Below are 25754 nucleotides of genomic sequence, written 5' to 3' on the forward strand. Positions count from 1 at the left end.
TACGGTTCTCCGTAACAGCCCGCCTCCGGCTGTGGAGGGGGAATCGTACACCGTATACGCTCTGCCACTCGTGGATAGGGGCGGTAAACGGGGACGCTGAATTGGCACAGTTCAGCCTATTCCGCGTTGGTTGTAAGTGTAATCTGGATGGCTTTTAAGTTCGACATCTGATATGTTTAAACGGAATGCGTACAATAGAGCGACTCGGACCACGAGCATGGCGGATACAGGATCGGGTGCGAACGATAGCACATACGCGGCGTTGACCGACAAAACGCGGATTCGTATCCTCTTCGCGCTCGCGGATCAGTACGGCGACGCGTGGTCGGCCGAGTGGCCCTCTTTTTCAGAACTGCGTGAACGGGTCGGCGTCGATGACACAAGCCGGTTCAGTTACCACCTCGACGAGCTCCAAGACGACTTCGTTCGCAAGGTGGACGGGACGTATCGACCGCGAGTAGCTGCGTTAGAGATCGTCTCAACGATCCGTGCCGGAACGTACGACGGTGACACGGTCGCAGTTGACCAACAACAGACCGACTACGAGTGTCCCTCCTGCGAGGAGGCGCTCGTCGCATCGTACCGCCATCACCAGTTATACGTCGGCTGTCCGTCACACGGAGCCGCTATCGCGTACCCGACCCCGCCACGAGCGTTAGCGGACCGAACGCTGGAAGACGTCATCGACCTCTCGTTTCGGAAACACGCCTGCGACGTGCGACTCTTCCGCAACGACGTCTGTCCACACTGTTGGGGCGCTGCCGGTTTCTCGTTCCCGCGTGACTCCGTCCCGGACTCGTACCTCCTCGACGATGTCGCGTACGCGACGGCGAAGTGTGATACCTGTTGGGTCTCGTATCCCATCCCGATTGCCCAGACGGTCCTCGGTCATCCGGCCGTCGAAACACTGTACTCCACGCACGAACTCGGCCCCACCGATGCACAAATCGGCCCGCACAACCTAGCGAGAATTAGCGAGGTCGCCCTTCCGGACTCCAAGTCGCCAGCCGCCCGAATCAACGTCGAACTCCGCGCCGATTCGCTCGTCCTCGAACTTGACGAGTCCTGCCACGTCACCGACTGGCAGCGATAGCGGCCGGGTTTTCGCGTTTCGGTTCTTCGCAGTGAATCCGTTCTTTCGACCCTTCCGCTTCGCTACTGCCCTCCGAGCGTGCTGTATCGCCGCCTTCCGCGGATTCAATCGGACAGTTGAGATCCACTGAGAACTCGTCATTGCCGATATCACGGTGTATCAGCGGATTCGGCTCTGTTGAAATCCTCTTCTTCAGATAGGTTCTTGCCTGAAACAACTGGTCGCTGAAGTGTGCTTCTCGATCGGTTTCGGGAGTGGATATCGCAGATCGCCGTCTGCGATGTCGTATTTAAGTAGTCGTGAGCGGTGGCGACGATCGCTTATAAAAAGGTGCGGTGGCGCGCCTGCGAGCGGCCGCCACCGGCGGCCGCGAGCCAGCCCGCGAGGGACGCCGCGAGCGGAGCGAGCGGCGAGGCTGGGGAGGCGTGAGGTGCGGTCACTGTGTGGGCGGGACTCAAAGGGGCAGCCGTGAGGGCGTCGTAGGCGACGTAAGCACCGCAGGGAGCGAACGGAGTGAGCGACCGAGGAGCGCAGCGAGCGTACGACGCCCTCACAGCTGGGGCTTTGGAGACACTCGCCGCGGTGGCGTCAGTCACTTATAAACAGCAGACAGCAACACCGCACTCTGGTTTATAAACTATCTCACTCACGACGTACTACACCTACTCCCGAAATCGCTCGCCGCTACCCCTGTACTGAGTGATTGAGGTGAAAAACTATCAGCTGCTAAGGATTTCACCAAAGCCAACTCATCCCGACCCGTATTGCCGCGTGGAAGACGAGGTACTGTCCGTTGGACTGGGCACCTTCTTGCCGCGCTCAATAGAGATCAGGAATAATCCGTTAATGGCCCTTACCAGGATCCGTATTCGGTTCTTGGGCCGCTCCAATCACCCTTACTAAAAGACGACCTTTGATATACACTTAAATATTACAGACATTAATTCACGCAAATAGGCTATTTCCACACCGCTGTAGTGTAGATATAGATAAATCCAGCCACGGGAATCTGAAAGTCGCCTCACGCGCGGAGACAGAACAAAAATTTGTGAGCCGGGTTACGCTGTTCCGCGGCCCGCGATCGAGATTGGTGTCAAAACCGGCCCGGAAATGATTAGTCGCAAGAGACACACGTCGGCCATATGACTAAAGACCTCCGTCAGTTCGTGTATTTGGACTCTCTGGCCGTCCAAAGCCTTCTGGCCTCACTTAATATACCAGTAACAGAGGAAGCGCGAGAGGTGACCGAAGAGTCTTATCAAGGAGGTGGGAGTGCGGGAGCAAAAGGGAGTGTTAATGTGCCGGGGTTTGGTGAGTTGGGGGGCAATATTGACTTATCGGGCTCCAAAACTGGGTCAGAAATACTCGAAACCACGAAGAGAATTAATGACCAGTATCACTTTTCACAACTGTATCAGAAGGTCGAACAAAGAGATGATTTTGTTCGGCTCCCAGAAGAGAGACCTGAAGATACCCAAAACACACTTTCCTTCGACAACGGACAGATAATTGAGGTGGAGGGGATGGCGAAGACAGACCCCTTCTATCGGATGTTAAATGTTGCTTCGGTATTCGCGGACATTTCTGGTGTCGATATAGATAAAGACCAAGTTCAGGATGCTCGCGAGAGTATCTACGGTGAAGAGATAGGTTTGGTTGTCGAAACCAGTAAGGGAGATTATAGTTATGCTATGTCGATGAATAAAGACAGTCTCTGGATTGATGACCCGCGCCGAGAGTTTCTTGGAACTCGTTCTTACACCGTTCTGGGACGGGTTGAGGAGATAGTACCACCTAACAAAGAGTGGGATTATATAGATCTACTACGGGTGGCTGGAACGGTACTATCTGAAGATTCTATTGATTCATTTCGGGAACTTGGAAGTGAGTTTGTTGATTTACTTGATGGGTTTGAACAGGACATTCCCCTCCCGGACTTGGGGGGTGTGTCGGTAGAAGACCTTCAGGGAGACAATGAACCACCGACTAAACAATCGACAATTAGTGTAGATCTTGAAGATAAGGCATTATCTGTTGGCGGCGTCGCGGTCATTATCCAACCGATAGCCATCTATTGGTGACTCGTGGGAGGTTGGTATACGTCGCTCTTCTCGCCAGTTTCAGTTTGTCGATAGGTACTTATCCGCCGACTCCTTCATTCAAAACACCACATAGCGGCGACCCGGACCAGCGAACCTGATGGATTGATTTCCAGATTTCCGACTGGAGTATTATAAAGACCCTCCGCTGTCTGGCGATTTGGATTACTTCAGAAGGAATCGCTTCGTCGATGGGTTGGGGCGGATTCGAACCGCCGACCTCGCCGCCTTCGGGCGATTTGCCAATCGCCCTCGGCGGCGCACCGCAAAGGAGGAACCCAACGAGAACCGCCCGGCAATCACCGAACCTCGTTCATCCACCCGGCGTGGCTGAGTTCCCAATCAGCCATGTCACGCAAGATGTCTCCGGAAGCGGCCATCGAACGCTTCCTCGAAGAACGCGAAGCAGAAGTCTCGGCCTCAACACTCCGCAACAACCGCTACGCGCTACGGCGCTTCACGGAGTTCACCGACGAACACGGCATCGAATACATCAACGACATCGACGGCTTCCACATCCACGACTTCAAAATCTTCCGTCGTGAGGAAGGCGGCGTCAACGAGCTAACGCTCCGTAACAACATGACCGCCCTCCGGGTCTTCATCCGGTGGTGCGAGTCGATGGACCTCATCGAGGGGGACATCGCGGACAAGATGATGATGCCGAACCCCGACAAGGAGGCCCGCGAAGAGAAAATCGAGCCGGGCCGCGCTGAAGCCATCCTCGACTACCTCGACAAGTACGAGTACGCCACGCTCCGGCACGCGCTCTTCGCGCTGCTGTGGGACACGGGCTTTCGACTGGGCACGATACGGGCGCTTGACGTAGATGACTTCCACCCGGAAGGGCAGTACGTCGAGGTCGCCCACCGGCCCGAGGCGGACACCCCGCTGAAAAACAAGGCCGAGGCCGAGCGGGAGGTCAACCTTCACGGCTGGGTGGTCGAAATCCTCGTGGACTACATCGAGATGCGCCGCAAGGACGTGACCGACGAGTACGGCCGAGAGCCGCTGCTCACGTCGGACCACGGACGGCCGGCAGGGACAAACCTTCGGCAGAACATCAACGCTCTGACGAGGCCGTGCCACTACTCGAACGAGTGTCCTCACGACAGGGACGAAGACGGGTGCGAAGCGGCGAACCACTACAACAAGTCGCAGCGGTGCCCCTCATCGGTCCCGCCGCACACCATCCGCCGGAGCGCAATCACGGCGTGGCTGAACGACGGCCACGCGAAGCAGCTACTCTCCGGTCGGATGAACGTAAGCTCGAAGACGCTCGACAAGCACTACGACGCGCGAACAGAGAGTGAGAAACGCGAACTGCGACGAGAAGCATTTGAAATGGGCGAAGACTGAGTCAAACGCTGAGGAAGGAAACCACTCCCACACTATTCTATCGTCACATCTAAGAACTCAGTCGGTGGTTCAATTTTTGTATGGCTGACGGAACAGTAGACATTACTCGATGGTGGATTGAACAGGCAGACCCAGATTTTAGCGAAGAGACGGTAGACCACCTTGTTCCCGACAGTGAAGCCGAAGTTCAGGATGTAGTCGGCGAGACTGAAGGGGAATCCCTTGTCAGAATAAAATCTACCGTTGAGAAGGACGGCGAGAAGGTGGACTACACTATCGATTTTTCCGAGTCTCTACTTCGAACCGCGCTGAAAGAAATCGAAAATAGCGACGCTGACTTCGAGACATAGTTTCGGTCCTTCCAATAACCACTTCCTCAATAGAAGTTTAGACCGAGACGCTGGCGATGGTCAGATGTCAGTACGTCAGAATAGTATAGACTACCTCATCGGTTCGCCTGAACGTTATCAGCCATCTGCTCAACGCGATTATCTACGTACTCAATCGCTTGCTCAATAGATAGAAGTCCATTATTTAGCTCGTGCTGAGACAGTCCATCCGGATAAAGTCGATACTCGAATCGTACCCCTCTCATGTCCTCAAAACCACACGATTCCCCTTCATCGTCAAAATAATCAAACCCACCGGGCGCATTGGTGAGAACTGCCTCAATCTCTGTTTTGAGTCTCTCTCTATCCTGTGGCCGTTCCATAATCATCAATATCTTGTCGGCGGGTAGTTCGTATTCGCCAAACACTCGAAGCCCCTGTTCGAATATTTGGACAACCATCTCACCGTCATCGATATTCTGAATATGGAACTCAAAGTATCCATTATCTTGTTCTTTTAGTTCGTATTCCTCGAAGTGATAATTATCAAGCCAATCTTCAACGATATCAGCGGTAAGGACTGTCTTCGGTAGCTCAAATCCGGGGAGTATCTGTCTGCCCGAATAGTGTCTCAGACTGTACGCCAGCCGATTACCGAGAAATGTAGCACCCACTGTTACAAATATCCACAAGAATATATCTATTACATCCCCTCGAAGTGAAGGCTTGGACGTACTTTTTCCGTCTTCAGGCATGCTAACTTATTGTGTCTCTTTCCATATAAATTGGTTACACTAACTAAAATCGACGGGGTCGCCAAGGGTTCAACCATTCCTCACTCCATATTATCCTAACTCATCGGAAGCTTCTATCCACCTGACTCAGTGAGTAACGTTCAGCGGCAGCCATTTTCTATCAAGAGCGTATTGTCGGAAAGACTAACTGATAACGCTACGGAGTCAGGTTAGATGACCTCCCGTGTAATCTCCGATTACATCACCCCGTCTGACGAAATTCAGACGGACACCGGAGAAATCACGGCTGACAACCTCCTCGACGAAGTCAGCCTATACAACCTATACGACAGTCGAGAGTCACCCGAACAGGACGCTGAAAGAATACTGAGTATTACCTACCCCACAGAAACACTGACAAGCATTATCAAGCGAACAGGGGAAAAGTTCGACTCATCTACCAGCGTATCCGAAGGCGCTCACATCATCGGCGGCGAGTTCGGCAGTGGCAAAAGCCACATCGAACTCGTACTATACCATCTGCTTTCTTCTCCGGATTTGGGAGAGCGGTGGCTCGATGAAAACGGGATTGAGGCCTCGCTTCCATCGAATACGAAGACAGCCGCCCTCCAAATGCTGAATCTCGACAGCGATTATGAAAAGCTCCACGTCGCAGTCGGGGACTATTTGAACATTGACGACTGGGAAGCGGGTGACCCACCGGGAGTCCACGAGATTCGGGACGCACTAAACGACCAGCCGACTGCGGTCTTTATTGACGAATTCGAGCGGTGGTTCGGGATGAGCGGTCGTTCCGAGTATCGGGACGATAATCTTGGCTTCCTCCAGAACCTACTCGAAGCGGCAGGACGAGACGATACGCCACTCGCGGTCTACGTATCTCTTCTATTCGAAGAGGCAGATGTGGAGGCGATTCTGCCCCGTACCAATCCGTTCCGGCATGACCTTTCCCGTCGTCGAGACGAGAAGATTCGGTTCCTCCTCCACCGGCTCGTTGGCGACGTGACCGACCCAGATGGGGTAGCATCGCTGGCGAAGGAGTACACCGATGTCTACCGGAACAACGGCCAAATTCAACTCACAGACTATCAGGACTTGGAGGGGCGGATTGAGGAGTATTTCCCGTTCCATCCGGTCGCGCTGGAAACCCTGATGGACAAGTTCTCCGAACAGCAGGGACACCAGGACGCTCGTGGTTTGCTCCAGCTCCTCACCGAAATCTTCGCCGACAACTACCACGAGGTTGACCTCATCCTCACCGGCGACGTAGACGTGTTTGAATACACCGGTTGGTTCCGCTTTATCGACGGTGAGTTGGTTGGCAAGTACCTGAACGATTATCACCGGCTCGGAGAAGCCACATCGGATGACCGGAGTGGAGAGAGGAAGTTCGAGCCGCACGTTGAGGAATTACTCAACATCGTCCTGCTTCACAGTCTCTCGCGCGGGGGAGATGAGGGCGCGAACAAGCGTCAGATGCTAATGGGGACGATGCGGAAGGGGAAGAACGCTCACGAGATTATCCAGACGTTCACCGAGGATGTGTTCGGCCACGCTTGGCACGTCTTCCGAATCAACGGAGAGTACGCCTTCGATACGGACGAGAATCCGGCCGCGCGAATCGAAAAGAAGGCTGAGGACATCCACAAGAACACGGCCATCCATCGTGTTGAACGCCTTATCAAAGAGGACCTGTTCAACGGTCGCAACAATGTCCACATTCTTGACCCGGTCAATACCGAGCAGGACATTCCAGATAACAAGACACTGAAGATAGTGGTCTCGCTGGCTGCGAAGCGGAGTTACGATGACGAGTTTGAGGAACTCACCACAGGGCAGGAACGCGAGTTCAACAATACGCTTGTCCTCGTCACTCCGGAGAAGCGGTCCAGCGTTGATTCGAACACAGGGATTCGCGAACTCGCCCGGAAGGTCGTCGCAGGGGAGGAGCTGAAACGCGATGAAGAGGTCCTGCCTGACGGCTTCGATGACATCCACGACCAGAACTACCAGAATCTTCGCGACCGGGTCCGAGACAAGTACGGGACGGTTCACACTTCAACGGAACGTGGACTCTTCCCAGAGGAACTTCCGGTGGGCGGAAACACAGACTTCTACAACGCAACTGTTGAGGTAGTTACCCCCGACAGCAGTCAACTCCGCTCCGACGTAGAGGAGGCCGTCGAAACGGCGAAGGGCGGTGGTCTCCAGTACCAGCATCTCCTCAACGACTTCTACCGGAACCCGAAATACCCGACACTCACCGACGAGCGAGAACTCACGGACGCGATTCAGTCCCTCTGTCAGGACGAGGTCATCAAGGTCGGAACGTACTTCGGCACACGGGTGGGGAGCATCGGGAGCGATACGGTTCTCGTCCACGAGGATTACGTTCAGACCGTTGAAGACGATGACGACGATAAACCGGCGACCATCACCGTTGACTCTACGACTTCGGCTGGAGACGGCACTGGCTCCACAAGTGATTCGGACGCGAGTACCGGAACCGATGAGGCCGGCGAAGGGACATCTGCGGCGGCGAAGGTTTTCCTCTGCCCACAATGCGGGAACGAATTGGAGGGAACAAAATGTGAGTGTGGATTTGAGTTCGACGCAGAGAGCGTTCAAAATAACGAGGTCACTGTTGAAGGTGGAAACACCGAAGACCTCGTCAAGCAGTTCGGGGAGCTAAAAGACGAGGTTGAGGAAGAAGAGCTTGAAGGGACCACCACGACGCGATTCCCGCTGATGGGTGAGTTCGATGCCGCGGACAAACCCGGTCTCATCGACGGATTGGAGCGGGAACTCGGTATCGACTCGAAGATTCACACGCTCAACATCACGTATACCGGGACGCTTACCGAGGACGGCGTCACCAGTCGGGGTCTCGACGCCGAGGCTCTCGCAGACCAAGTCACAGTTGAGGAGACGCTGACAATCTCGCCGGACGCACCCCTCTCGCGAGACGACCTCCTCAACGACGTACTTCTTCGACTCGATGTCCCGGACGACGCGGAGTTTGAGGTCTGGATGGAGGTCGAAAAGGGTGACTGACGGACTCTACGGAGCCGAGGAACTCGAAGAACTCGTCCGTGGAGAGTCCGTTCTCGACGGGGTGTTCGAGTGTCTCCGGCGAATCTGGTCGCAACCCGACGCGCTGGCAGACCGGAACCTAAACACCTCGGAGTACCGGACCCGGTCGCTCGAACACCATCTCGGCCGGCAAGAGCCTAAGTTGTATGACGAGCTGAAGGCTTCGATGGGTGACCACCCCATCACGCAACTCGACTCCGGTTGCGGCGTCATCATGGACGCACTCAGCTTTCGCGAGGGATTCCAGTTAGAGCGAGACCTCGCGGCAGACCATGACTGGGACGTGTCCTTCGACTGGGCCGCTGTCGAGCGTCTACCCTCCGCGACGGAGTTCATTTGCCGCGAGTGGTTCAACGCTCACAGTCCGTCAGCAGTCAACCGCGACGACTACCGCTTTATCGGTGACCTCGACGTGCCGCAGTTGCCCGGAACCGAACCGGAGTACGTTTGGACGCGCCACCCAGACCAACGGCTCGAAGAAGCGATGAAGGGGAACTACTCGGTCGAGGAGTTGACCGACATCTACGCGGACGTGAAGACCTTGCTTGAGGACATCGTCTCCGAGAGCGTCCATGAGGAGTTCCTCGTAACGAGCGACCACGGCTACATCAACCACCTCGGAGGGAATCCCTACGCCCTTTCAGATAGCGATGAGGAAGCACTTTCTAACAAATTCCACGGCCGTCACCGAGAGGTTGAGGACGGCTACGCCTTTGACCAACTCCGCGACTCCGGCGTTATTGAGCGCGTCGGTGGCCACTACGTTGTCAAGGGCCACTACACATGGACGAAACCCGGCGCATCAAGTCGAATCGGTCACGGGGGATTCAGCCTGCCGGAGTGTCTGACGCCCGTTCTTCGAATTACGACCTAACAAGAAACTATGACTGAGAAAACCGAGACTTGGGACAAACTCCCACTAAATCTGATGGACGAACTGGCCGAGAAAGAGACCTACCGCCGCGACGTTTACCGCCCCATCTACTCGATACATAAGTGGTGGGCGCGTCGACCAGGTTCGACGTTCCGGTGTCTCGGGATAGCCGCGATGACGGACAACACCATTACAAAAAACGACATCCTCACCCGGCGGTCCAGTGGCAGTCATGATGGATTGTACATCGACTCATATGACCCCCAAATCAATCCGAACGACGAACATATCGACCGCGACGTAACGGTTCTAGACCCCTTCGCTGGTGGAGGAACGTCACTCGTTGAGAGCAATCGGCTCGGTGCGGATGTCATCGGCTATGAACTCAATCCGGTTGCGTGGTGGACCGAAAAGAAGTCGATGGACGATGTGAATCTCGACGTTCTTGAGCGTGAGTTCGACCGGATTCTAGAGGAGACACGCGAGGAACTGGGAGATTACTATACCACTATCGACCCGGAAACGGGCGAGGAATGTGAAGCTCTCTATTACCTCCAAGCGCAGCGAATACCTTGCCTGACTTGTGATGAGGAAGTCCAGCTATTCCCCCGCTACCAATTGGCGAAGACCAAGAAAACGCGGCCGGGGGCGCTTTATTGCCCGAATCAAAACTGTAACGACCGAATCATCGAACTTGAGAACCGTAGTAAAGGTCTCGAAGAGGGGACTGAAGTCTCGATTGGTGACAGAGAGACAGTAACGATTTCTGAAGATGGTAATGATGTTTGTCCGAACTGCGGTCATGAATTTGACCCCAATGATGGGAACGCGGGCTACGGAAAATACACCTGTTCAAATGGTCACAAACACGATATTAAAGAGACGTTACAGAGGCTTGACGAGAAACCTTCTTTTGAGAGGTTCGCACTACAATACGAGAACCCGCAAGGCGATAAGAAAATAAAAGAGTTTGAGGAGGACGACTCGCAGCGCGTTTCCGAGGCAAGAGATAAATTTGAGACAATTGAGGAATCGCTCCCGATACCGAATCAGAAAATCCCCCAAAATCTGGAGGAACATCGCTCAACAGAGGCACTACTCTTGTACAATTATAAACAATTCACCGATTTATTCTCTGATAGGCAACTTCTCACCTTGGGAACTCTAATGAGTAAAGCACTCGATGTGTGTGAAATGGAATTTGAAAATGCGGATGCGGAGAATATCTCTGAATTTATCATAACCTCGATTTCAGGAGCTATTGAAAGGAACAGTAATCTAACAAAATGGGATACAACGGGACAGCGAGCTAATAGTGTATTCACACGCCACGCGTACATACCCAGAGTTCAACCAGTAGAGCCAAATCCATTAGCAGAACATCTGGCGTCTGTTAGTAACGCCTTTGGGAAGGTAAAAAGAGCAAAAGAATACTGTAACCGGCCTTTTGAGAAAATCAAAAATCCTCAAACGGGAGAGGTAGAGCAGTTCTATGTGGGGGATGAATCAATATCTGAGAAACGGGTAGCCAGCCTAAATTGTGCTACGTCAGAACAGATGGTGGAGAATGATGAATCAGTTGACTATATTATTACAGACCCTCCATATTACGATAATGTACAATACTCTAGCCTTTCCGATTATTTTTATGTTTGGTTGAGTGAATGCCTTCGCGAAAAGTACGACGAATTCCGGCCAGACCTCGTCCCCAAAGCAAGAGAAATCGTTGCTAACAAGAGCAGTAACAAAGGCGAGCAGTTCTTTATTGAGTCACTTGCTAATGTCTTCTCCGAGTGTCATAGAGTTTTGAAACCTGATGGCGAGATGGTTTTCACTTACCATCATAACGAGAACGAGGCGTGGTCGGTGATTCTGGAAGCACTCATTAATAGTGGATTCACTATCACGGGAGCATACCCCGTCCAGTCAGAGATGCCGAACAACCCTCATATCTCCGACCTTGACAACGCGGAATACGACATCCTCGTGTACGCGAACAAGGAGCAGGCCGACGAGGAAATCACGCTTACCGAACTCCGGCAAAACCTATTCTTCGAGTTACAGGACATGGCCGCCGAAGAACGTGAGCGTCACGAGGACCTCTCGAAAGCCGACCTTGGCGTCATACTCCGTGGGAAATGTATGTACTACTACTCGCGGCACTATCCGAACGTCTACTCCGAAGGCGAGCAGGCCGGTATCGATGAGGCTCTCAATACGGTAGATTCTATCATCGAACAGGTTCTCGAAGGCTCCGTCAACCTCCCAGCGAGTATTGACTCCCTCAGCGAAGCGTACGCGGCCTTTGTCCAACGTGGCCCCGAGGGGTTCGACGACCTCAATAAACAACTGCTCGCGAAGAACCTGAACGTCAGCGACCTCGCGGACGAGAAACTGGTAAAGGGACCTCGTGACCGGAAGGAGCCGGTCTCCGCCGACGAGCGTGTCCACCACATTGAGCGCAAACTCTCTAAGAGTGGAGACGGCTCGCAACAGACGCTCGGTGGTGAGGAAGTCGATGATATACTGTTGGACATCGACAAGGTACAGTACCTCTATCACCTCTATGTCACCGACCAAAACACGTCAGAGTATCTCAGCGAGTGGAAGAGCGATGACCTCGAAGAACTCGCGGAGTTCCTCGCCGACGCTACGGGTGACGACCGCTACGAGAGCGTGATGGAAATGAGCCTCTCCCAGTTCTAATCATGTCACTCAACGCCGGCTACAACCTCGTGACCTCCCGCATTGAACACACCGAGGAGGAGCTTCCGGCACTCGCGTTCTTCCGCCGTGTGGAAAGCGGTGAAACTCTCCCACCACGGCTTACCGTGACGCAGCTTGAGGACCTACTGTACGAAGCCGACGAGGACGAACGCGATGAGGCCGTCCGAGAGCTGCGTGACGTGCTTCGGAAGAGCGGCTCCTTCCGTGGTCCGAAAGCTGTCCAACTCGTATTCGACGGAGACCTGGTGGACGACGACGTGTTCAGCGTACGTATCGAGCGTGGCGGCAGTTCCGTGTACCTTCCCGTTGGAAACCTTTTCGTCGAGGAACCGAGGGTCATTGAGGCGGGCCACGCGGTCGCTCGAAAGTAGCTACTCCCTCGACTTTCGAGGGCGGCTCTGTGCCGATGAGCCGCCGCTGTTGACCAAAGCGTTTGGTCCTCTACTGTTTGCCGTTGAGTTCCGGGCTTCGCTCCTCGGCTCGCTACGCTCGCCTGCGGTGCGATGCCGGGCTGTCTCACCGCGGCGGCCTCATCGAGTTCAATACCGAGCTGTGTAATAATGGGTCTAAATCCCGGGAACCTCCCGAGGTTGGTACCACAAGGGTACTCGCCCAGAGGGTATCCACCTAATAAAATAGAAAGGGGTATTTATACCCCCCTCCCTACCTCACCTTCCAAGGTTGATTGGTGAGGTCGGCATCTAATCCAGACAGGTGTTCATCTATGTTGTATCTATCGTGGCGAGGGAGGTCGAGGTCACGATTCTTGACTCGGTGAGCAACCTTTCCGTATGTGCTACTAAATTGGGATTGCGAGATGTTCAGTTCCTCTCGTTGTGATTCAACGAGCGGGTCGCGTTCGGACTGGTTCACTTGTGGGTGAGCCCTTCTTCCGTCTTGGTACTCCTCGATAACGTACGCACAAGTACAGAACGCAACCAGTCCTGATTTCAACCCCATGTTGCTTCTGAGGAGACCAACTAACAATGAGGTGGCTCGCTTCTTTCCCCAGTCACCCATGTTGAGGCGACCACCGATACACATGACTAAATGTCGGTTGATTTTGTATGTCTCGTACGATTTATTCTGGTACTTTGGGCCGTTTTGAAGACCAGAGTTCTGACGGTCGAGGTGCCCGTAGTAGACCTTCTTATCTCCATAAAGGTAGTCCCCGGGCCAGTATTCATCGTTCTGCCAATTTTTCCAGTCGATTGTCGTTGCGTTGTCTGTATCGCAGCAGACAAGTTCGGTGTACGGGTTATCCTCGGACTCCATGTCGGGTGTAGCTGTCATGGTTGTTGACCTCTTTGGAGCCCTAAGAACCGGTATCAGAGTGGGCGATACGTGCCCAACATAGGAATTGTCACCGGCTACACCCGGGCTGGATTAATTGATACGTCGGACCGCTTGTGATTCCATCTGTAACTATGTGCTTCCGTATAAATATCTTTGTGGACACCCGACTGAAGCAAAAGTAGTTGAAAAGTGGACATCTAATCCACTCTCTCTAAAAAGTAGGACCGAACCGTCCATACGGCGACCTTCATCTCCTACGTATGGGGGCGAGTCGGAAACGTCAGCCAACAAGTCCCCGTAAAATCAGACTGTGAGTGAAAATTCTCGCAGAGCAGCTTACTAACTAATGTCTACCACCCCACCCACGCTCATGTTCTAACTACGGGTGGTGTCATCGGATACCCACCAGACGGTATTCCGCCCGCCGATTTCTTTACCGATGAGCCGCCCGTCCTCACGAAGCGCGTTCAACCGCTTGTAGGTAGCACTACGCTTTATGGGAAGCTGCTCGGTGACCTCAGCAGTCGAGAGGACAGGGTCGTCGGAAGCACGCAACACGTCCAGAATTTCATCGTCGGTTACCCGGGGTTTTCGCCCGGGTGTCGAGTCGTCGCTCATTATCGTCTAATACGAGAAGGGGACAAAAGAAATTACCCTCTAAGTTATTGACAGCGCGGGTACGGACATTGCGCCCTTCTCCGTCAGTTTTATAATTAATACCGCTCAAGGTAGTAATACGAAGACGACCCGTCCCTCTGGGGCGACGTTCGCAGAAACGCCCGGTGCTGGAACACCGGACGGGTGGTCTTCGGTGGAGCCAAAGACCATGACAGCGAACGAATCTGCGGCTGAAAAGCGTGTCGTCACACAATTGAACTTCGGCCCGAAGACCGCCAAGCGCGTCACATGGGAAGCGTGGGAGTTCACCGTTGTCGGTCCCCACCAAGTCCAAGTGACCAACGCGGCCTACGGCACGGAAAAATCTGCGCACTCCTACGTAGTAGGCGTCGAGCAGCAGGACGGCGTCGTCGTCCCCATCGAGTGCGAGTGCCCGTCAGATGTCCACCGAGAGGAGGACTGTAAGCACAAGGTCGCGCTGGCTACGGTCGGGGGGCAAACAGTTCTCCGGGCCGCCACGGCTCACGAATCTCTCCCGGCGGCCTCATCGAGTAATGACACCGCGCGGACGACTGCCGCTGATGTCCTCCAGACTGACGGAGGCAGCGCGACAGTGGACTCCGACGGTGGTGGTAATCCCTGTCTGGACGATACGGAGTGGTGTCCGGGGCCGGCCAGCAATAGTCTACCCTGCTTCAGCTGCTACCGGGGTGAGAACCGATGACCGACCGCGAGCGTCATCGGAACGATGAGCGTACCGTCAAGTGCCCGGTAAGTGGTTGCGACGCCGAGGTACTGGCGCGGGGAATCAACCTCCATGTTCGTCGTTCCACCGGGAACGGACACGGCGAACAGGGAACAGTACCGGACGAGGTCTCGTTCGATGACCTCGAAACGGTCGGGTCCGAACCCGTCGAGATGGACTACCCGGAAGAGCGTGAGACCGAGCAGGTCGCGCGACTGTGTCCCTACTGTGGTACACCCTTTACCGGTAAACAGGGCGTCCTCATCCATCTCGGGCAAGTCGCCGGACGGAAGAACCATCCCGAGGACGCGCCCGAGAGACACGCACCAGAGGACTTCCCTCGTGTCGCGGTTGACCGTCACGAGAACGTCGTCGGAGTCGTCGATGACTACCCGGGCGACTCATCGAGTTCGAACCGAGAGGAGGACGCCGTCGAGATTGAGGAGGTCTACCGACTCGTCGCGGACTTACTCGCGGAGGGTATGACCGAAGCCGCGGCCCGTGTTCGCGCGCAACTGCTACCCCCTGAGTAGCTGGCGCGCGTCGGAGTTTCTTTAGTACCGAACCGATGAAGCCGCTGCGGAATCAGAGCAGTTGAACGAGACAACGACGGATAGTGGCGACATCGGTTCATTCAGTCCGCTACTCGGGGTTAATCGGCAGTAGAAATTTGTGGCTGGCACCCGTCCTTCACCATGAACTCGGTCACGTCCGGTGGTTTGGACACGAACGACCGTCCGGTGTACGCGATAAGGACACACGGGGTGTAGAAAACCGCATGAAGGCGTGGGGGTAGCGTCCTTCAGAATTTAGCGGTGACTATGTGGGTTGGGGCGGATTCGAACCGCCGACCTGCTCCGTGTGAAGGAGCCGTCATAACCTGGCTAGACCACCAACCCGCTCGTGTCGAGGTATCCGACCTCCGGACTTAAGAGTTACTTTACGCCGAAGCTTCATTCCGGTGCCGCCCGGATCCCCCGCCGTGACCCACGAACTCCGCTTTCTCGAACGCCTCCGGCAGGGCGTCGCGAGCCTCCTCCACGCGCCGCTGTCGCTCGTCGGCCTCTACGCCGAGCGCGAGACGCCCCGCGAGCAGTACGCGTTCACCCTCCGCGAGCCGTACCCGATCGTCGAGGCGCAGCTCCACCGGCTCGGGTTCGTCCGCAACCTCGTCTCCTCGCTCAAGTACCGCGACTACGAGACGCCTCCGGAGACGACCGTCGCGAGCTGGGTCCGATACCCCGACGGTGCGCTCGCGAGCGACAACCAACTCCACCTCGCGCTGTACGCCGGCGCCGACCGCTCGACGACCGACGTGTACGCCCACTGGGAGCCGTCGTGGATCCGCCACCCGATCCGCCACTATCGCGCGACCGACGTCGACGCGCAGCGAGGCATCGAGCGGGCGCGGTCGCTGTTCGAGGACGCGGGCATCGAGTACGCGGTGCTACCGGCCGAGAAACGAATCGGCGGCGACGCGGTCGCTGCGGCCGACGCGCCGGGACCGCCAATACGGTGAGAAATACGCGGGGTGACTACTCCGCGGCGGTGTCCTTGCCGCGGTACTCGGCGACGCGCTTCCGGGCGGACGAGACCGCCTCGCGGGCCTCGCCTTCGGCGCGCTCTTCGAGCTCCTTCAGGTCCGCTTGGAGCTTGTCCAGCCGCGAGGGCTCCGGCTCCTCGTCTTCCCGCCCGACGAGCTCCTTCACGCGGGCTTCGACCGGCTCTAACTCCTCGACGACGCCCGCCTTCGCGTGTTCCGCCGCTCGACCGAGGTAGTACCGCGCGTCTTCGAAGTGTTTGCTCATATCTGTCCTTTGGACGAGGGCAGATATAATCTTTGTGGCGGCGCGCTGAGGACAGTATCCGAATTCGTCGACTCGAACTCGCCGATTCGAACCCGCGGGCTTACTCCCGCGCGCCCGGCGGCAGCGGGTCGGCGTGGTCCGCGATCGCCTCGGCGACGCGGTGCGGGTGTTCGTGGACCACCCAGTGCGTCGCGTCGTCGATCGCGAGCAGGCGGCCGTCGGCGCAGCGCTCGACGCTCTCGTTGGCCAGCCGGCGCGCGAGGAACCGGTCGTTCGCGCCCCAGACCACGAGGGTCGGAACGGACACTTCCGTCTTCGCCGGTTCAGGGCGGTCGCGGACGATCGCGCGGTACCAGTTCACCATCGCCCCGAACGCGCCGTCGCGGTCCCACGCCCGACGGTACCGTCGCAGGTCCTCGTCGGTGAAGGTGCCGGGCGCGCTCGTGTCGCGTAACGCGTTCGTCGCGAGCCGCCAGTTCCCGGCGCTCGCGACTGCTTCGGGCAGCTTGGGAAGCTGGAACGCGAGCATGTACCAGCTCTTGAGCCGCTGGTCCCACGACCCCCGGAGCGCGCGCTCGAAGACGGTCGGATGTGGGACGTTGACCGCGACCAACTCCGAGACGCGCTCCTCGTGGCCGAGCGCGAGCCACCACGCCACCGCAGCGCCCCAGTCGTGGCCGGCGACGGCGGCCGTCTCCCGGTCGTAGGCGTCGATCAGCCCGACCACGTCGCGTGCGAGCTCGTCGATCCGGTAGTCGCGCACCGCCGGCGGCTTCGCCGAGAGGTTGTACCCGCGCTGGTCGGGGACGACGACGCGGTAGCCCGCGTTCGCCAGCGGCGCGATCGCCTCGTGCCAGCCGTACCAGAACTCCGGGAAGCCGTGGAGCAGGACCAGGAGCTTCCCGTCCTCCGGGCCGGCCTCGACGACGTGAAGCGGCACGCCGTTCGCCTCGATCGCGCGGGACCGGCCCGGCACCGACTCGGGTATCTCGTCGTCGGGGACCGGTTCCGGCAGCGCCGCCTCGTCGACCGGCCGGCCGGTGGGCGTCTCGTCCATACCGATCCCGTGCGTCGGCACCGCCAAATAGGTACGCTCGCCCGGGATGTGGGGGATCGAAATCCTCAAGCGGCTGGCAACCGCCGTTCCGAGTATATTCGCGAATCCCAAAGTTCGCCCGCGGTGAGCGCGTTCTCCCGGGATTCGCACCGTACCCTATGACATCCGATTCGTCGACCCCTTCAGCCGCGGACGCGCCGAGCGACGACGCGACCGTCTCGAACGTCGTCCTCGTCACGGTGGACTCGCTGCGCGCGGACGCCGTCTCCCCGTACGACGACGACCGCCGCTCGCCGGTCATCGACGGGCTCGCAAACGGCGGGACCGTGTTCGACCGCGCGTTCGCGACGGGCAACTGGACGCCCTTCTCGTTCCCGTCGATCCTCGCGTCGGAGCCCGTGTTCGCCCGGTCGGGCGACATCGGCGTCGACGAGTCGGTGACGCTCGCGGAGGCGCTCTCCGACGCCGGGATCGCGACCGGCGGGTTCAACGCCGCGAACGGTTTCCTCACCGACCACTGGGGGTACCCCGACGGGTTCGACGAGTTCGAGCCGTTCGTCACGAGCGTCGGCTCCAGCCGCTACAGCCGGTACCTCGCCGCCCACCCGACCGTCGAGGCGTGGATCCAGCTCGCGTCCTCGCCGGTCCGTCGGCTCGGCTCGAAGCTCCGCGGCGAGACTGACGACCGCCCGTTCCTCGACGCCTCTCGCATGTTCGACGTCGAGGACGCCGCGACCGACTTCGTCGACGACACGGACGAGCCGTTCTTCCTGTGGGTCCACTACATGGACACTCACACCCCGTACGTCCCCGCGCCGCGGTACATCCGCGAGGTCTCCGACGGCATCGTCGGCACCCACCAGATGCTCCACGCGCACGCTCGGACGAGCCTCGGCCTCGAGGTCGGCGAGCGGACCCTCCGCGAGCTCCGGACGCTGTACCAGGCGACGGTGCGGCAGGTCGACGCCAGCGTCGGCCGCCTGCTCGACAGCCTGGACGACGCGGGCGTCGCCGACGACACCGCGGTGCTGCTCGCCGGCGACCACGGCGAGGAGTTCCAAGAGCACGGCCACCTCGCCCACTACCCGAAGCTGTACGACGAGCTGATCCACGTCCCGCTCGTGGCCGACGTCCCCGGACTCGACGGCGGAAGCGTCGAGGGGCACGTCGGACTCGACGCCATCCCGCCCACGGTCGCCGACCTGCTCGGCGTCGACCCCGCGCCCGAGTGGCACGGCGAGTCGCTCGTCCCGGCGCTCTCCGGCGGCGACGAGACCGGGTCGGCGGCCGGCGACGACGAGACCGAATCGGCGGCCGGCGACGACGAGACCGGGTCAGCGCCCGGCGACGACGCCACGGACGACGGGCCGGACGTCCCCGACGACCCCGTCGTCTCGGTGACCGTCCGCGGCGAGGAGGTAACCCAGCAGCCGATCCCCCGGTCGCTGTCCGACGGAGACCTGTTCGTCAGCGCGCGCGACGACGACTGGACGTACATCGAGAACGTCGACGCCGGCGACCGGGAGCTGTACCACCGGCCCTCGGACCCGACCCAACAGGAGGACCTCGCGGTCGACCCCGACGAGGAGGCGCAGGCGGTGATCGACCGTTTCGCGCCGGTCGTCGACGCCCACGCGGAGCTGCTCCGCGAGCGCGGCGCCGCGGCGGAAGCGGCCGCGGCCGAGCGCGGCGAGGAGGAGGTCAACGAAGACCTCGAAGCCCGCCTCGAAGCGCTCGGGTATAAGTGATGGTCCGCGCCCTGCTGCGCAACCTCGTTAGCGGACCGCTCGCGGTTCAAATGCGTCGGTTCGTGTTGGTGGGCGCGGTCACCGCGGGGATACAGATGGGCCTGTTGTGGCTGTTCGACAACGTCGCCGGACTGAACTACCTCATCGCCGCGACGATCGCCATCGAGATCACGATAATCCTCTCGTACGTCCTCAACAACGCGTGGACGTTTCGGGCGAGTCAGAACACCGGCCTGTCCGAGTACCTCGGCGGACTGCTCAAGACGAACCTGGTTCGCGGGACCGCGTGGCCGATACAGATCGGCGTGCTCTACGCGCTCGTCGAGTGGGGCGGGATGACCGCGCTCGTCGCGAACGTCCCTGCGATCCTCATCAGCGGGCTGTACCGCTTCGCGCTCGACTCGCAGTGGACGTGGGGGTAGACGGCGCGAATCGGACCCGTCCGGTCCTGACGTCTCAGAACGGGAGCCGCGGCTCGACGCGCTCGACGAGGTCGCGGACCGCCTCCTGCTTGTAGTAGCCGACGGCGGACGCGACGACGACGAGCGCGACGAGCGCCATCGCCGAGAGGAACCGGCCGCTCGCGAGTTCGCCGCCAGCGTACACCGTCAGCACGTACGCCGGGAGGCGGCCGACGGCGATGACCCCGATGAAGGTGGGGAGCGACCACTTAGTGAGGCCGCTCAGGAAGCAGATGGCGTCGTCGGGAAGCCCGGGGATGATGACGAACGCGAACAGCCCGGGAATTCCCACGGTGTCGACGAACCCGTCGAACCGCTCGATCACGTCCTCGTGGATGACGTTCTCGACGAAGGAGCGGCCGTACCGCTTCGACAGCGAGAAGGCGACCGCGCTGCCGATGAGGACGCCGGTGAGGCTGTACACCGTGCCCCAGAGCGAGCCGAAAAGGTAGCCCGCGACGAGGGCGACGACCTGTCCCGGAATCGGAGCGACGATGACCTGGAGGGCCTGAATGCCGATGAACACGATGGGGGCGAAGATACCGAACTGGTCGAGCCACGTCCGGAGGGCCTCGGCGTCGGTGATGAAGCCCGCGTAGCGGCTCACGAGGACGTAGAGCCCGACCGCGAGGACCGCGACGCCGACCACGGCCGCGATCCCCCGCCGGCGGTCCGCCCGCGAGGAGAAGAGTCTCATTCGTGTCGTAGCGGGCGACAGAGCGACTTGAAGCTTACCACCGCCGGGGAGCGCGGGTGGGTAGAGAGGGCGGCGACGGCGTGGAGGGCAGGGAGGGCGGCGACGGCGCGGCACCGAGCGGCGCGCAGGTCTCGGGTCGCGCGCTCGGGAAGGGCGTCGGGGAAACAGTGAAGCGACCGACGCGAGTGACTCCGCGTATGCTGGCCGCCGACCCGTCGGGCGTCGTCGTCGTGTTCGGGCTCATCCTCGTCGTGCTGGCGGCGTTCGTCACCGAGGTCGTCCCGAACGACGTCACCGCCATGGGCGTCGTCGCCGCCCTCGTCGTCCTCGAGCCGTGGACGGGCGTCGGCCCCCGAGCCGCGATCTCCGGGTTCGCGAACCCCGCGACGGTCACCGTCATGGCGATGTACATGCTCAGCGCGGGCGTCCAGAAGACGGGGCTCGTGGAGCGGCTGGGACTCCGACTGGCGGCGTTCACCGGCGGCCGCGAGTTCCGCGCGCTCGTCGCGACCGTCTGTACGACCGGCCCGATCGCGGGGTTCGTGAACAACACGCCCGTCGTCGCGGTCTTCGTCCCCATGGTCACCGACCTCGCGGAGAGCGCGAACCTGAGCCCCTCGAAGCTCCTCCTCCCGCTGTCGTACGCCGCCATCCTCGGCGGCACCCTCACCCTCATCGGAACCTCGACGAACATCCTCGCCAGCGACTTCGCGCGGCTCCTCATCGACGGCCGCGACGGCATCGGGATGTTCGAGTTCACGGGGCTCGGGGTCGTCCTGCTCGTCGTCGGCATCGCGTACCTGCTGACGGTCGGACGGCGGCTCACCCCCGCCCGCGTGCCCGTCGACGCCGACCCGGTCGTCGAGTTCGACCTCAAAGACTACCTGACGTTCCTCTACGTCCGGCCGGACTCCGCCGCGGTCGGTCAGTCCGTCGAGGCGGTCGACGAGGCGTACCCCGCGGTCCGACTGCTTCAGGCGCGCCGTGGCGGAGCGGCGTACGCCGGCGCCCACTCCGACCGGATCGTCGAGGCCGGCGACGTGCTCGTCGTCCACGGGCCGCGAGACGACGTCGACCGGTTCCGCGAGGCGGCGGGCCTCGGCCGACAGCCGGGCGACGTGACCGAGGACACCTTCGAGGCGGCGGCCACCGACGGGCTCCTCGCCAAGGCGGTCGTCCCCGAGCACTCGCCGTACGCGGGCGAATCGGTCACCGAGACCGGGTTCCGGGAGTTCCACGAGACCAGCGTGCTGGCCGTGCGCCGCGGCGGCGACCTGATCCGCACCGGCGTGACGGAGGAGACGCTGCGGGCGGGCGACCTCCTTCTGGTCCGGACGACCCCCGCGGCCGTCCAGTACTTCGCGGACACCGGCGACCTGCTCGTCGCCGACGAGCGGGCGCTCGACCGGCTGGCCGACGCGGATCCCGAGGACGTCGCCCCGCTGTCGCCGAAGACGCCGCTCGCGGTCGGGATCTTCGGCGGCGTCGTCGGGCTCGCGGCGGTCGGCGCCCTGCCGGTCGTCATCGCGGCGCTCGCCGGCGTGGTCGCGATGGTGGCAACCGGCTGCCTGACGAGCGCCGACGCCTACGACGCCGTCTCGTGGAACGTGATCTTCCTCCTGGCCGGGGTGATCCCGCTCGGGATCGCCTTAGAGTCGACGGGCGGCGCGGCGCTCGTCTCGTCGTTCCTCGTGGCGACCGGCGAGGTGCTCCCGCCGGTCGGCGTCATGTTCCTCCTGTACGCGATCGCCGGCGTGCTTGCGAGCGTCATCACGCCGGTGGCGACCGCGGTGCTGCTGATCCCCGTCGGCGTCACCACCGCGGCGGGGCTCGGCGCGAACGAGTTCGCCTTCCTGCTCGCGGTGATGTTCGCGTCCGCGACCTCGTTCATGACGCCCGTCGGCTACCAGACGAACCTCATGGTGTACGGGCCGGGCGGCTACGAGTTCACCGACTTCCTGCGGGTCGGCGGCCCGCTCCAGCTGCTGCTCGCCGTCGTCGCGACGGCCGGCATCGCGGTCGGCTGGGGCGTGTGAGCGAGTCCGTCGCGGCCCCCCGAGGGCGCCCCGCCGCGCTCACGCCAGCGGCTCGGGGCTCCAGTACGCCATCCGCATCGGGACCCCCTCGGCGTCCCGCCGCTCGGCGTCGTCGCCCGGCAGGAACCGGAGTTCGTCGGTCGGCCGGCGCGCGACGGTCGCCAGCCCGAGCGCGTCCACGGCGTCGTCGGCTGTGGCGTCCGCGGCCTCGATCGCGGCGTCTTCGGTCCCGTCTCCGCCGTCCTCCGCCGCGTCGAACAGGTCCCGACAGATCCGCCCCAGCGCCGCGCTCGGGCCGTCGAGGTGTCCGTCGAGCGCGGCGAGCCGCTCGCCGACGCCCGGTGCGCCGGTCTTCGAGTGGTCGAGCGGCCGGCCGGCGAGCCCGCGGAAGCACACCTCCGGATGGGCTTCCATCACCGCCTCGCGCGCCGACTCGTCGCCGCGGAGGAACGCGTCGACCTCGCCGACGGCCGGGGCGATGTGGTACGACTGGCGGCTGAGCCCCTTGTCGAGGTCGGCCCGGTTCCGGTCGCTGACGGCCTCGTAGTCGGCGCCCGCCGCCGCGGCCTCGCACGCGCCCCGCGAGGGCACGGGGAACACGCTGCTCGGACGCTCGGCCGCCGAGCGCGCGGCCGAGTCGACCGCCTCGCGCTCCGCGAGCGTCGCCTCGTCGTCCGGGAGCCCGATCGGCACGTCGACGAGGAGCCGGTCGAAGTCGCGGTCCGTCCACAGCGCTTCGAGGTCCGGTTCGAGGCGCGCCGCCGGTTCCTCGTCGCCGTCGAACACGACCGCGAGCCACGCGCCGCCCGCCCAGTCGACGCCCGCGACGGTCTCGGTTGGCATCGCTGATCGGTTCGGGCTCGGGGCACTCAACCGGTTCGGTGAGTTGAGGACGGAGCGCCGTCGCTCGTGAGTTTAAAACGGATGCGGGAGAAGTGGGCCGGCACGACGGCGACTTAGGGCCATGAGCAGCCTGCTCGGTAGTTTCTATTCCTCGATTCATCTTACTGGGTGTTGAAATCAAGTTCATCGTCGAAGTCGAGTTTCTGGAGGTGATCGCGACGGCTGTTCATCTGGTCGTGGTAGCGCGACCACCGCTGGGACTCGGTCGCCCAGTCGTAGTGATCGCGGATAGTCTGGACCGACGCGTTCACGCGCTGCGCGACGACCTCGGGCGGAATCCCCGCGTTCAGCATCCACGTCACCGCGCCCGTCCGAATTCGGTGCGGAGACCGAGACGACGGGCACTTGCTCGCGTGCTTGAACTCGGTGTAATCGCAGCTGGTCCGCTGCTTTCCGTGCGGGCAGTCCGAGTGAAGACACGGGAGGGTCGCGACGTACGACCAGGTGCGGATCGTGTTCTCGGTCGGGCGCCCGTATCGGCTGGCGAGGTAGGGCTGCCGATCGTGTTCGTCGCGAACGTCGTAGCGGTTCCCGAGGAACTCGCGCAGTACGCTCGCGGTCTCATCAGGGACCGCAACGGCGCGCTCCCCGTGCTGTTTGTTCTTGAGCGGGGTTCCCGTCTCGGGGCGATGATGGAACTCGACGTACCCCTTGCCGGGGTACACATCGTGAACGTCGAGCGCGCGGAGGCCGCCCTGCCGCGCGCCGGTGTGCCATGCGAGTTCGAGGAAGGTGTGTTGCCGGGTCGCCCGGTGGAGGTCGGAGTCCCGGTAGTAGTTGAGCAGCGAGAGCGCCGCCTCGGTCGACAGGCTCTCCGAGTTCGCGCGTTCGGACGCGTCGATGTCGGGAACCCGGACGGAGTCGGAGAGGTCGTCGACGGCGCCGATCTGTTCCAGGTACTCGGTGAACTTCTGGAGCGTCCACATCTCCCCTTCGAGGGTCGCCGGTGCGACCGCGCCGCTGCGCAGCTCGTAATACTCGTCGAGGTCGTAGCCGCGGAGGTCGCCGATCCGTTCGACGCCGATCCCTTGGCACCACTCGACGAACAGCTTCAGCCGGTACTTCCACGATTTGACGCTGGCGTCGGTCGAGTCAGACCGCCGTCGACGAAGGTAGCGGGTTACCGCCTCCCGCGGGGCGAGGTCGCCGGGATCGCGCGAGCGGTCCCGGCTCACAGGTAGCCCTCCGGAGCGTCGAGGATCGGGTGATCCGGGTGCGCCTCGGCGAAGTGGTCGAGGTAGCCGGCCACCTGTCGCGCGTACCGAGTGAACCCGTCCGGCGGATCGGGTTCGATGGAGGCTCCGCACACCTCGCAGTTGGAGAGATCGCGGGCGTCGGTCGCCGCGATCAGTCGGGGATTATCTCTCATCACGACCTGCTATTCTGAGGCTAACAAAATATAGTTTGTCCCTGTAGCGAACGTTTCTTATCTCGGATTATATAATGTCGCGCCCTCGATAGCAGGTATGCGAAAATCCGGGAAGTGGATGGTTCTCCTCGACGAGCGGATTCTAGAGCTGTTCGTCGAGTCGAACGAGGATTACCTGTCCGTCTCCGAGATCGCGGAGCATCCCCGGATTCCGTACAGCTCGCAGTACGTAGGCCAGCGGAGCAGGAAACTCGCGAACCACGGGCTGTTGTACGCGGTCGGGAATGGGATGTACACGCTGACCGATGAGGGAGAGGCGTATCTCAAAGGGGAGTACAACGCGGCAGAGAACGGAAACGCAGAGGTATCGACGAGCGAAGGCGCTGGTGAGACTCAAGACGAGGCCTGAATGTGTAAGATGCGTCGGATGGGCCGATGGATGTACACTGTCGATGAGCGGATTCTAGAACATTTAGCGGAGGAGTCATGGGCGTCACCATCTACTATGGCAACAAAAATGGAGTTCCAGCAACTCGAACTGGATTCTGAATACATAGAACTGCTCTGTTGAATCCGCAGAAGGCGGCGGGATAGCGTCGCTCTGAAGGTGGAAACGAAGCGGAAGAGCCGAATGTGTCCAAACTACTCTTCCGCTTCGTTAAGCAAGCCGCGTCGCTGGCTCAAAAG

At 60.2% G+C, this 25754-nt stretch carries 24 protein-coding genes and 1 tRNA gene; 15 read left to right on the forward strand and 10 right to left on the reverse strand.

Going from position 1 to position 25754, the window contains the following annotated elements; genetic code table 11:
• Window positions 1-217 precede the first annotated feature (217 nt).
• The 4 genes from DVK07_RS15650 to DVK07_RS15660 all read left to right on the forward strand — a co-directional run bounded on the left by DVK07_RS15650 (window position 218) and on the right by DVK07_RS15660 (window position 4901).
• Entirely contained in the window at window positions 218-1093 is an 876-nt protein-coding gene (locus tag DVK07_RS15650) for a winged helix-turn-helix domain-containing protein (protein WP_121597944.1), read from the forward strand.
• Window positions 1094-2235: 1142 nt separating this feature from the next.
• Complete coding sequence (locus DVK07_RS22280; protein ID WP_147441182.1) at window positions 2236-3174, forward strand: hypothetical protein; 939 nt, start codon at window positions 2236-2238, stop codon at window positions 3172-3174.
• 366 nt (window positions 3175-3540) lie between these two features.
• Window positions 3541-4551 (forward strand): phage integrase SAM-like domain-containing protein, encoded by a 1011-nt coding sequence (locus tag DVK07_RS15655; RefSeq protein WP_121597921.1) that lies wholly within the window; start codon window positions 3541-3543, stop codon window positions 4549-4551.
• Window positions 4552-4631: 80 nt separating this feature from the next.
• Window positions 4632-4901 carry a hypothetical protein gene (locus DVK07_RS15660; RefSeq protein WP_121597922.1) on the forward strand — a complete coding sequence of 90 codons (270 nt, stop codon included), beginning with the start codon at window positions 4632-4634 and terminating at the stop codon, window positions 4899-4901.
• A 95-nt stretch (window positions 4902-4996) separates the two neighbouring features.
• Here the strand turns inward: DVK07_RS15660 and DVK07_RS22285 are convergent, their stop codons facing one another.
• Window positions 4997-5635 carry a hypothetical protein gene (locus DVK07_RS22285; RefSeq protein ID WP_147441183.1) on the reverse strand — a complete coding sequence of 213 codons (639 nt, stop codon included), beginning with the start codon at window positions 5633-5635 and terminating at the stop codon, window positions 4997-4999.
• 213 nt (window positions 5636-5848) lie between these two features.
• On the opposite strand from DVK07_RS22285, the gene DVK07_RS15665 reads away from it, so the two are divergent.
• Genes DVK07_RS15665 through DVK07_RS15680 form a run of 4 tightly spaced genes read left to right on the forward strand, consistent with a single transcriptional unit; the run spans window position 5849 to window position 12700 of the window.
• Entirely contained in the window at window positions 5849-8689 is a 2841-nt protein-coding gene (locus tag DVK07_RS15665; protein ID WP_121597923.1) for a hypothetical protein, read from the forward strand.
• On the forward strand, window positions 8682-9602 hold the full coding sequence (locus tag DVK07_RS15670; RefSeq protein WP_121597924.1) for a hypothetical protein: 921 nt from the start codon (window positions 8682-8684) through the stop codon (window positions 9600-9602). Before DVK07_RS15665 ends, DVK07_RS15670 begins: the two co-directional genes overlap by 8 nt.
• Window positions 9603-9656: 54 nt before the next feature.
• Window positions 9657-12308 (forward strand): DUF1156 domain-containing protein, encoded by a 2652-nt coding sequence (locus tag DVK07_RS15675; RefSeq protein ID WP_158603168.1) that lies wholly within the window; start codon window positions 9657-9659, stop codon window positions 12306-12308.
• Between the two features lie 2 nt (window positions 12309-12310).
• Entirely contained in the window at window positions 12311-12700 is a 390-nt protein-coding gene (locus tag DVK07_RS15680; protein ID WP_121597926.1) for a hypothetical protein, read from the forward strand.
• 292 nt (window positions 12701-12992) lie between these two features.
• On the opposite strand, the gene DVK07_RS22290 is transcribed toward DVK07_RS15680, so the two are convergent.
• Window positions 12993-13622 carry a hypothetical protein gene (locus DVK07_RS22290; RefSeq protein WP_147441184.1) on the reverse strand — a complete coding sequence of 210 codons (630 nt, stop codon included), beginning with the start codon at window positions 13620-13622 and terminating at the stop codon, window positions 12993-12995.
• Window positions 13623-14000: 378 nt separating this feature from the next.
• The gene (locus DVK07_RS15685) at window positions 14001-14243 is read right to left on the reverse strand and encodes a hypothetical protein (RefSeq protein WP_121597927.1); all 243 of its coding nucleotides are present in this window, start codon (window positions 14241-14243) and stop codon (window positions 14001-14003) included.
• A gap of 193 nt (window positions 14244-14436) precedes the next feature.
• Here DVK07_RS15685 and DVK07_RS15690 point away from each other — a divergent pair, with 193 nt between their 5' ends.
• Together DVK07_RS15690 and DVK07_RS15695 are read left to right on the forward strand one after the other, a co-directional pair.
• Window positions 14437-14967, forward strand: coding sequence for a hypothetical protein (locus DVK07_RS15690; RefSeq protein ID WP_233565457.1), 531 nt, complete (start codon window positions 14437-14439; stop codon window positions 14965-14967).
• Window positions 14964-15521: a hypothetical protein gene (locus DVK07_RS15695; protein ID WP_121597929.1), complete on the forward strand. Its 558-nt coding sequence runs from the start codon at window positions 14964-14966 to the stop codon at window positions 15519-15521. The genes DVK07_RS15690 and DVK07_RS15695 overlap by 4 nt, the downstream gene beginning before the upstream one ends.
• A 291-nt stretch (window positions 15522-15812) precedes the next feature.
• Here the strand turns inward: DVK07_RS15695 and DVK07_RS15700 are convergent.
• Window positions 15813-15887: transfer RNA gene (locus DVK07_RS15700), tRNA-Val, on the reverse strand.
• An 83-nt stretch (window positions 15888-15970) separates the two neighbouring features.
• On the opposite strand from DVK07_RS15700, the gene DVK07_RS15705 reads away from it, so the two are divergent.
• Window positions 15971-16507, forward strand: a complete 537-nt coding sequence (locus DVK07_RS15705; protein WP_121597930.1) for a hypothetical protein — start codon at window positions 15971-15973, stop codon at window positions 16505-16507.
• Window positions 16508-16523: 16 nt separating this feature from the next.
• On the opposite strand, the gene DVK07_RS15710 is transcribed toward DVK07_RS15705, so the two are convergent.
• Entirely contained in the window at window positions 16524-16796 is a 273-nt protein-coding gene (locus tag DVK07_RS15710) for a hypothetical protein (protein ID WP_121597931.1), read from the reverse strand.
• 100 nt (window positions 16797-16896) lie between these two features.
• Entirely contained in the window at window positions 16897-17853 is a 957-nt protein-coding gene (locus DVK07_RS15715; RefSeq protein WP_121597932.1) for an alpha/beta fold hydrolase, read from the reverse strand.
• A gap of 158 nt (window positions 17854-18011) precedes the next feature.
• On the opposite strand from DVK07_RS15715, the gene DVK07_RS15720 reads away from it, so the two are divergent.
• Both DVK07_RS15720 and DVK07_RS15725 read left to right on the forward strand, forming a co-directional pair.
• A complete protein-coding gene (locus DVK07_RS15720) occupies window positions 18012-19601 on the forward strand; it encodes a sulfatase (RefSeq protein WP_121597933.1) in 1590 nt (529 codons plus the stop codon).
• Window positions 19601-20023, forward strand: coding sequence for a GtrA family protein (locus DVK07_RS15725; RefSeq protein ID WP_121597934.1), 423 nt, complete (start codon window positions 19601-19603; stop codon window positions 20021-20023). Before DVK07_RS15720 ends, DVK07_RS15725 begins: the two co-directional genes overlap by 1 nt.
• 34 nt (window positions 20024-20057) lie before the next feature.
• On the opposite strand, the gene DVK07_RS15730 is transcribed toward DVK07_RS15725, so the two are convergent.
• Complete coding sequence (locus tag DVK07_RS15730) at window positions 20058-20759, reverse strand: TVP38/TMEM64 family protein (protein ID WP_121597935.1); 702 nt, start codon at window positions 20757-20759, stop codon at window positions 20058-20060.
• 197 nt (window positions 20760-20956) lie between these two features.
• Between DVK07_RS15730 and DVK07_RS15735 the strand changes: the two genes are divergently transcribed.
• Window positions 20957-22795: an SLC13 family permease gene (locus DVK07_RS15735; protein ID WP_121597945.1), complete on the forward strand. Its 1839-nt coding sequence runs from the start codon at window positions 20957-20959 to the stop codon at window positions 22793-22795.
• A gap of 39 nt (window positions 22796-22834) precedes the next feature.
• Here the strand turns inward: DVK07_RS15735 and DVK07_RS15740 are convergent, their stop codons facing one another.
• From DVK07_RS15740 to DVK07_RS15750, 3 genes are all read right to left on the reverse strand, one after another.
• Window positions 22835-23638 (reverse strand): DUF429 domain-containing protein, encoded by an 804-nt coding sequence (locus tag DVK07_RS15740; RefSeq protein ID WP_121597936.1) that lies wholly within the window; start codon window positions 23636-23638, stop codon window positions 22835-22837.
• A gap of 161 nt (window positions 23639-23799) precedes the next feature.
• Complete coding sequence (locus DVK07_RS15745) at window positions 23800-24873, reverse strand: site-specific integrase (RefSeq protein WP_121597937.1); 1074 nt, start codon at window positions 24871-24873, stop codon at window positions 23800-23802.
• Window positions 24870-25067 carry a hypothetical protein gene (locus DVK07_RS15750; protein WP_121597938.1) on the reverse strand — a complete coding sequence of 66 codons (198 nt, stop codon included), beginning with the start codon at window positions 25065-25067 and terminating at the stop codon, window positions 24870-24872. Before DVK07_RS15750 ends, DVK07_RS15745 begins: the two co-directional genes overlap by 4 nt.
• Before the next feature lie 97 nt (window positions 25068-25164).
• On the opposite strand from DVK07_RS15750, the gene DVK07_RS15755 reads away from it, so the two are divergent.
• Entirely contained in the window at window positions 25165-25476 is a 312-nt protein-coding gene (locus DVK07_RS15755; RefSeq protein WP_121597939.1) for a MarR family transcriptional regulator, read from the forward strand.
• Window positions 25477-25754: the final 278 nt, after the last annotated feature.

It is taken from the genome of Halorubrum sp. Atlit-26R (assembly GCF_003666015.1).
Classification (GTDB): Archaea; Halobacteriota; Halobacteria; order Halobacteriales; family Haloferacaceae; genus Halorubrum.

Bases quoted from the DNA above. Each gene is read 5' to 3' on its own strand.
- DVK07_RS15675 (WP_158603168.1), top strand. From the start codon at position 9,657: ATGGACGAACTGGCCGAGAAAGAGACCTACCGCCGCGACGTTTACCGC.
- DVK07_RS15680 (WP_121597926.1), top strand. From the start codon at position 12,311: ATGTCACTCAACGCCGGCTACAACCTCGTGACCTCCCGCATTGAACAC.
- DVK07_RS15755 (WP_121597939.1), top strand. From the start codon at position 25,165: ATGCGAAAATCCGGGAAGTGGATGGTTCTCCTCGACGAGCGGATTCTA.
- DVK07_RS15655 (WP_121597921.1), top strand. From the start codon at position 3,541: ATGTCACGCAAGATGTCTCCGGAAGCGGCCATCGAACGCTTCCTCGAA.
- DVK07_RS15735 (WP_121597945.1), top strand. From the start codon at position 20,957: ATGCTGGCCGCCGACCCGTCGGGCGTCGTCGTCGTGTTCGGGCTCATC.
- DVK07_RS22285 (WP_147441183.1), bottom strand. From the start codon at position 5,635: ATGCCTGAAGACGGAAAAAGTACGTCCAAGCCTTCACTTCGAGGGGAT.
- DVK07_RS22290 (WP_147441184.1), bottom strand. From the start codon at position 13,622: ATGACAGCTACACCCGACATGGAGTCCGAGGATAACCCGTACACCGAA.
- DVK07_RS15710 (WP_121597931.1), bottom strand. From the start codon at position 16,796: ATGAGCAAACACTTCGAAGACGCGCGGTACTACCTCGGTCGAGCGGCG.
- DVK07_RS15665 (WP_121597923.1), top strand. From the start codon at position 5,849: ATGACCTCCCGTGTAATCTCCGATTACATCACCCCGTCTGACGAAATT.
- DVK07_RS15730 (WP_121597935.1), bottom strand. From the start codon at position 20,759: ATGAGACTCTTCTCCTCGCGGGCGGACCGCCGGCGGGGGATCGCGGCC.
- DVK07_RS15740 (WP_121597936.1), bottom strand. From the start codon at position 23,638: ATGCCAACCGAGACCGTCGCGGGCGTCGACTGGGCGGGCGGCGCGTGG.
- DVK07_RS15660 (WP_121597922.1), top strand. From the start codon at position 4,632: ATGGCTGACGGAACAGTAGACATTACTCGATGGTGGATTGAACAGGCA.
- DVK07_RS15685 (WP_121597927.1), bottom strand. From the start codon at position 14,243: ATGAGCGACGACTCGACACCCGGGCGAAAACCCCGGGTAACCGACGAT.
- DVK07_RS15715 (WP_121597932.1), bottom strand. From the start codon at position 17,853: ATGGACGAGACGCCCACCGGCCGGCCGGTCGACGAGGCGGCGCTGCCG.
- DVK07_RS15720 (WP_121597933.1), top strand. From the start codon at position 18,012: ATGACATCCGATTCGTCGACCCCTTCAGCCGCGGACGCGCCGAGCGAC.
- DVK07_RS22280 (WP_147441182.1), top strand. From the start codon at position 2,236: ATGACTAAAGACCTCCGTCAGTTCGTGTATTTGGACTCTCTGGCCGTC.
- DVK07_RS15695 (WP_121597929.1), top strand. From the start codon at position 14,964: ATGACCGACCGCGAGCGTCATCGGAACGATGAGCGTACCGTCAAGTGC.
- DVK07_RS15725 (WP_121597934.1), top strand. From the start codon at position 19,601: ATGGTCCGCGCCCTGCTGCGCAACCTCGTTAGCGGACCGCTCGCGGTT.
- DVK07_RS15650 (WP_121597944.1), top strand. From the start codon at position 218: ATGGCGGATACAGGATCGGGTGCGAACGATAGCACATACGCGGCGTTG.
- DVK07_RS15750 (WP_121597938.1), bottom strand. From the start codon at position 25,067: ATGAGAGATAATCCCCGACTGATCGCGGCGACCGACGCCCGCGATCTC.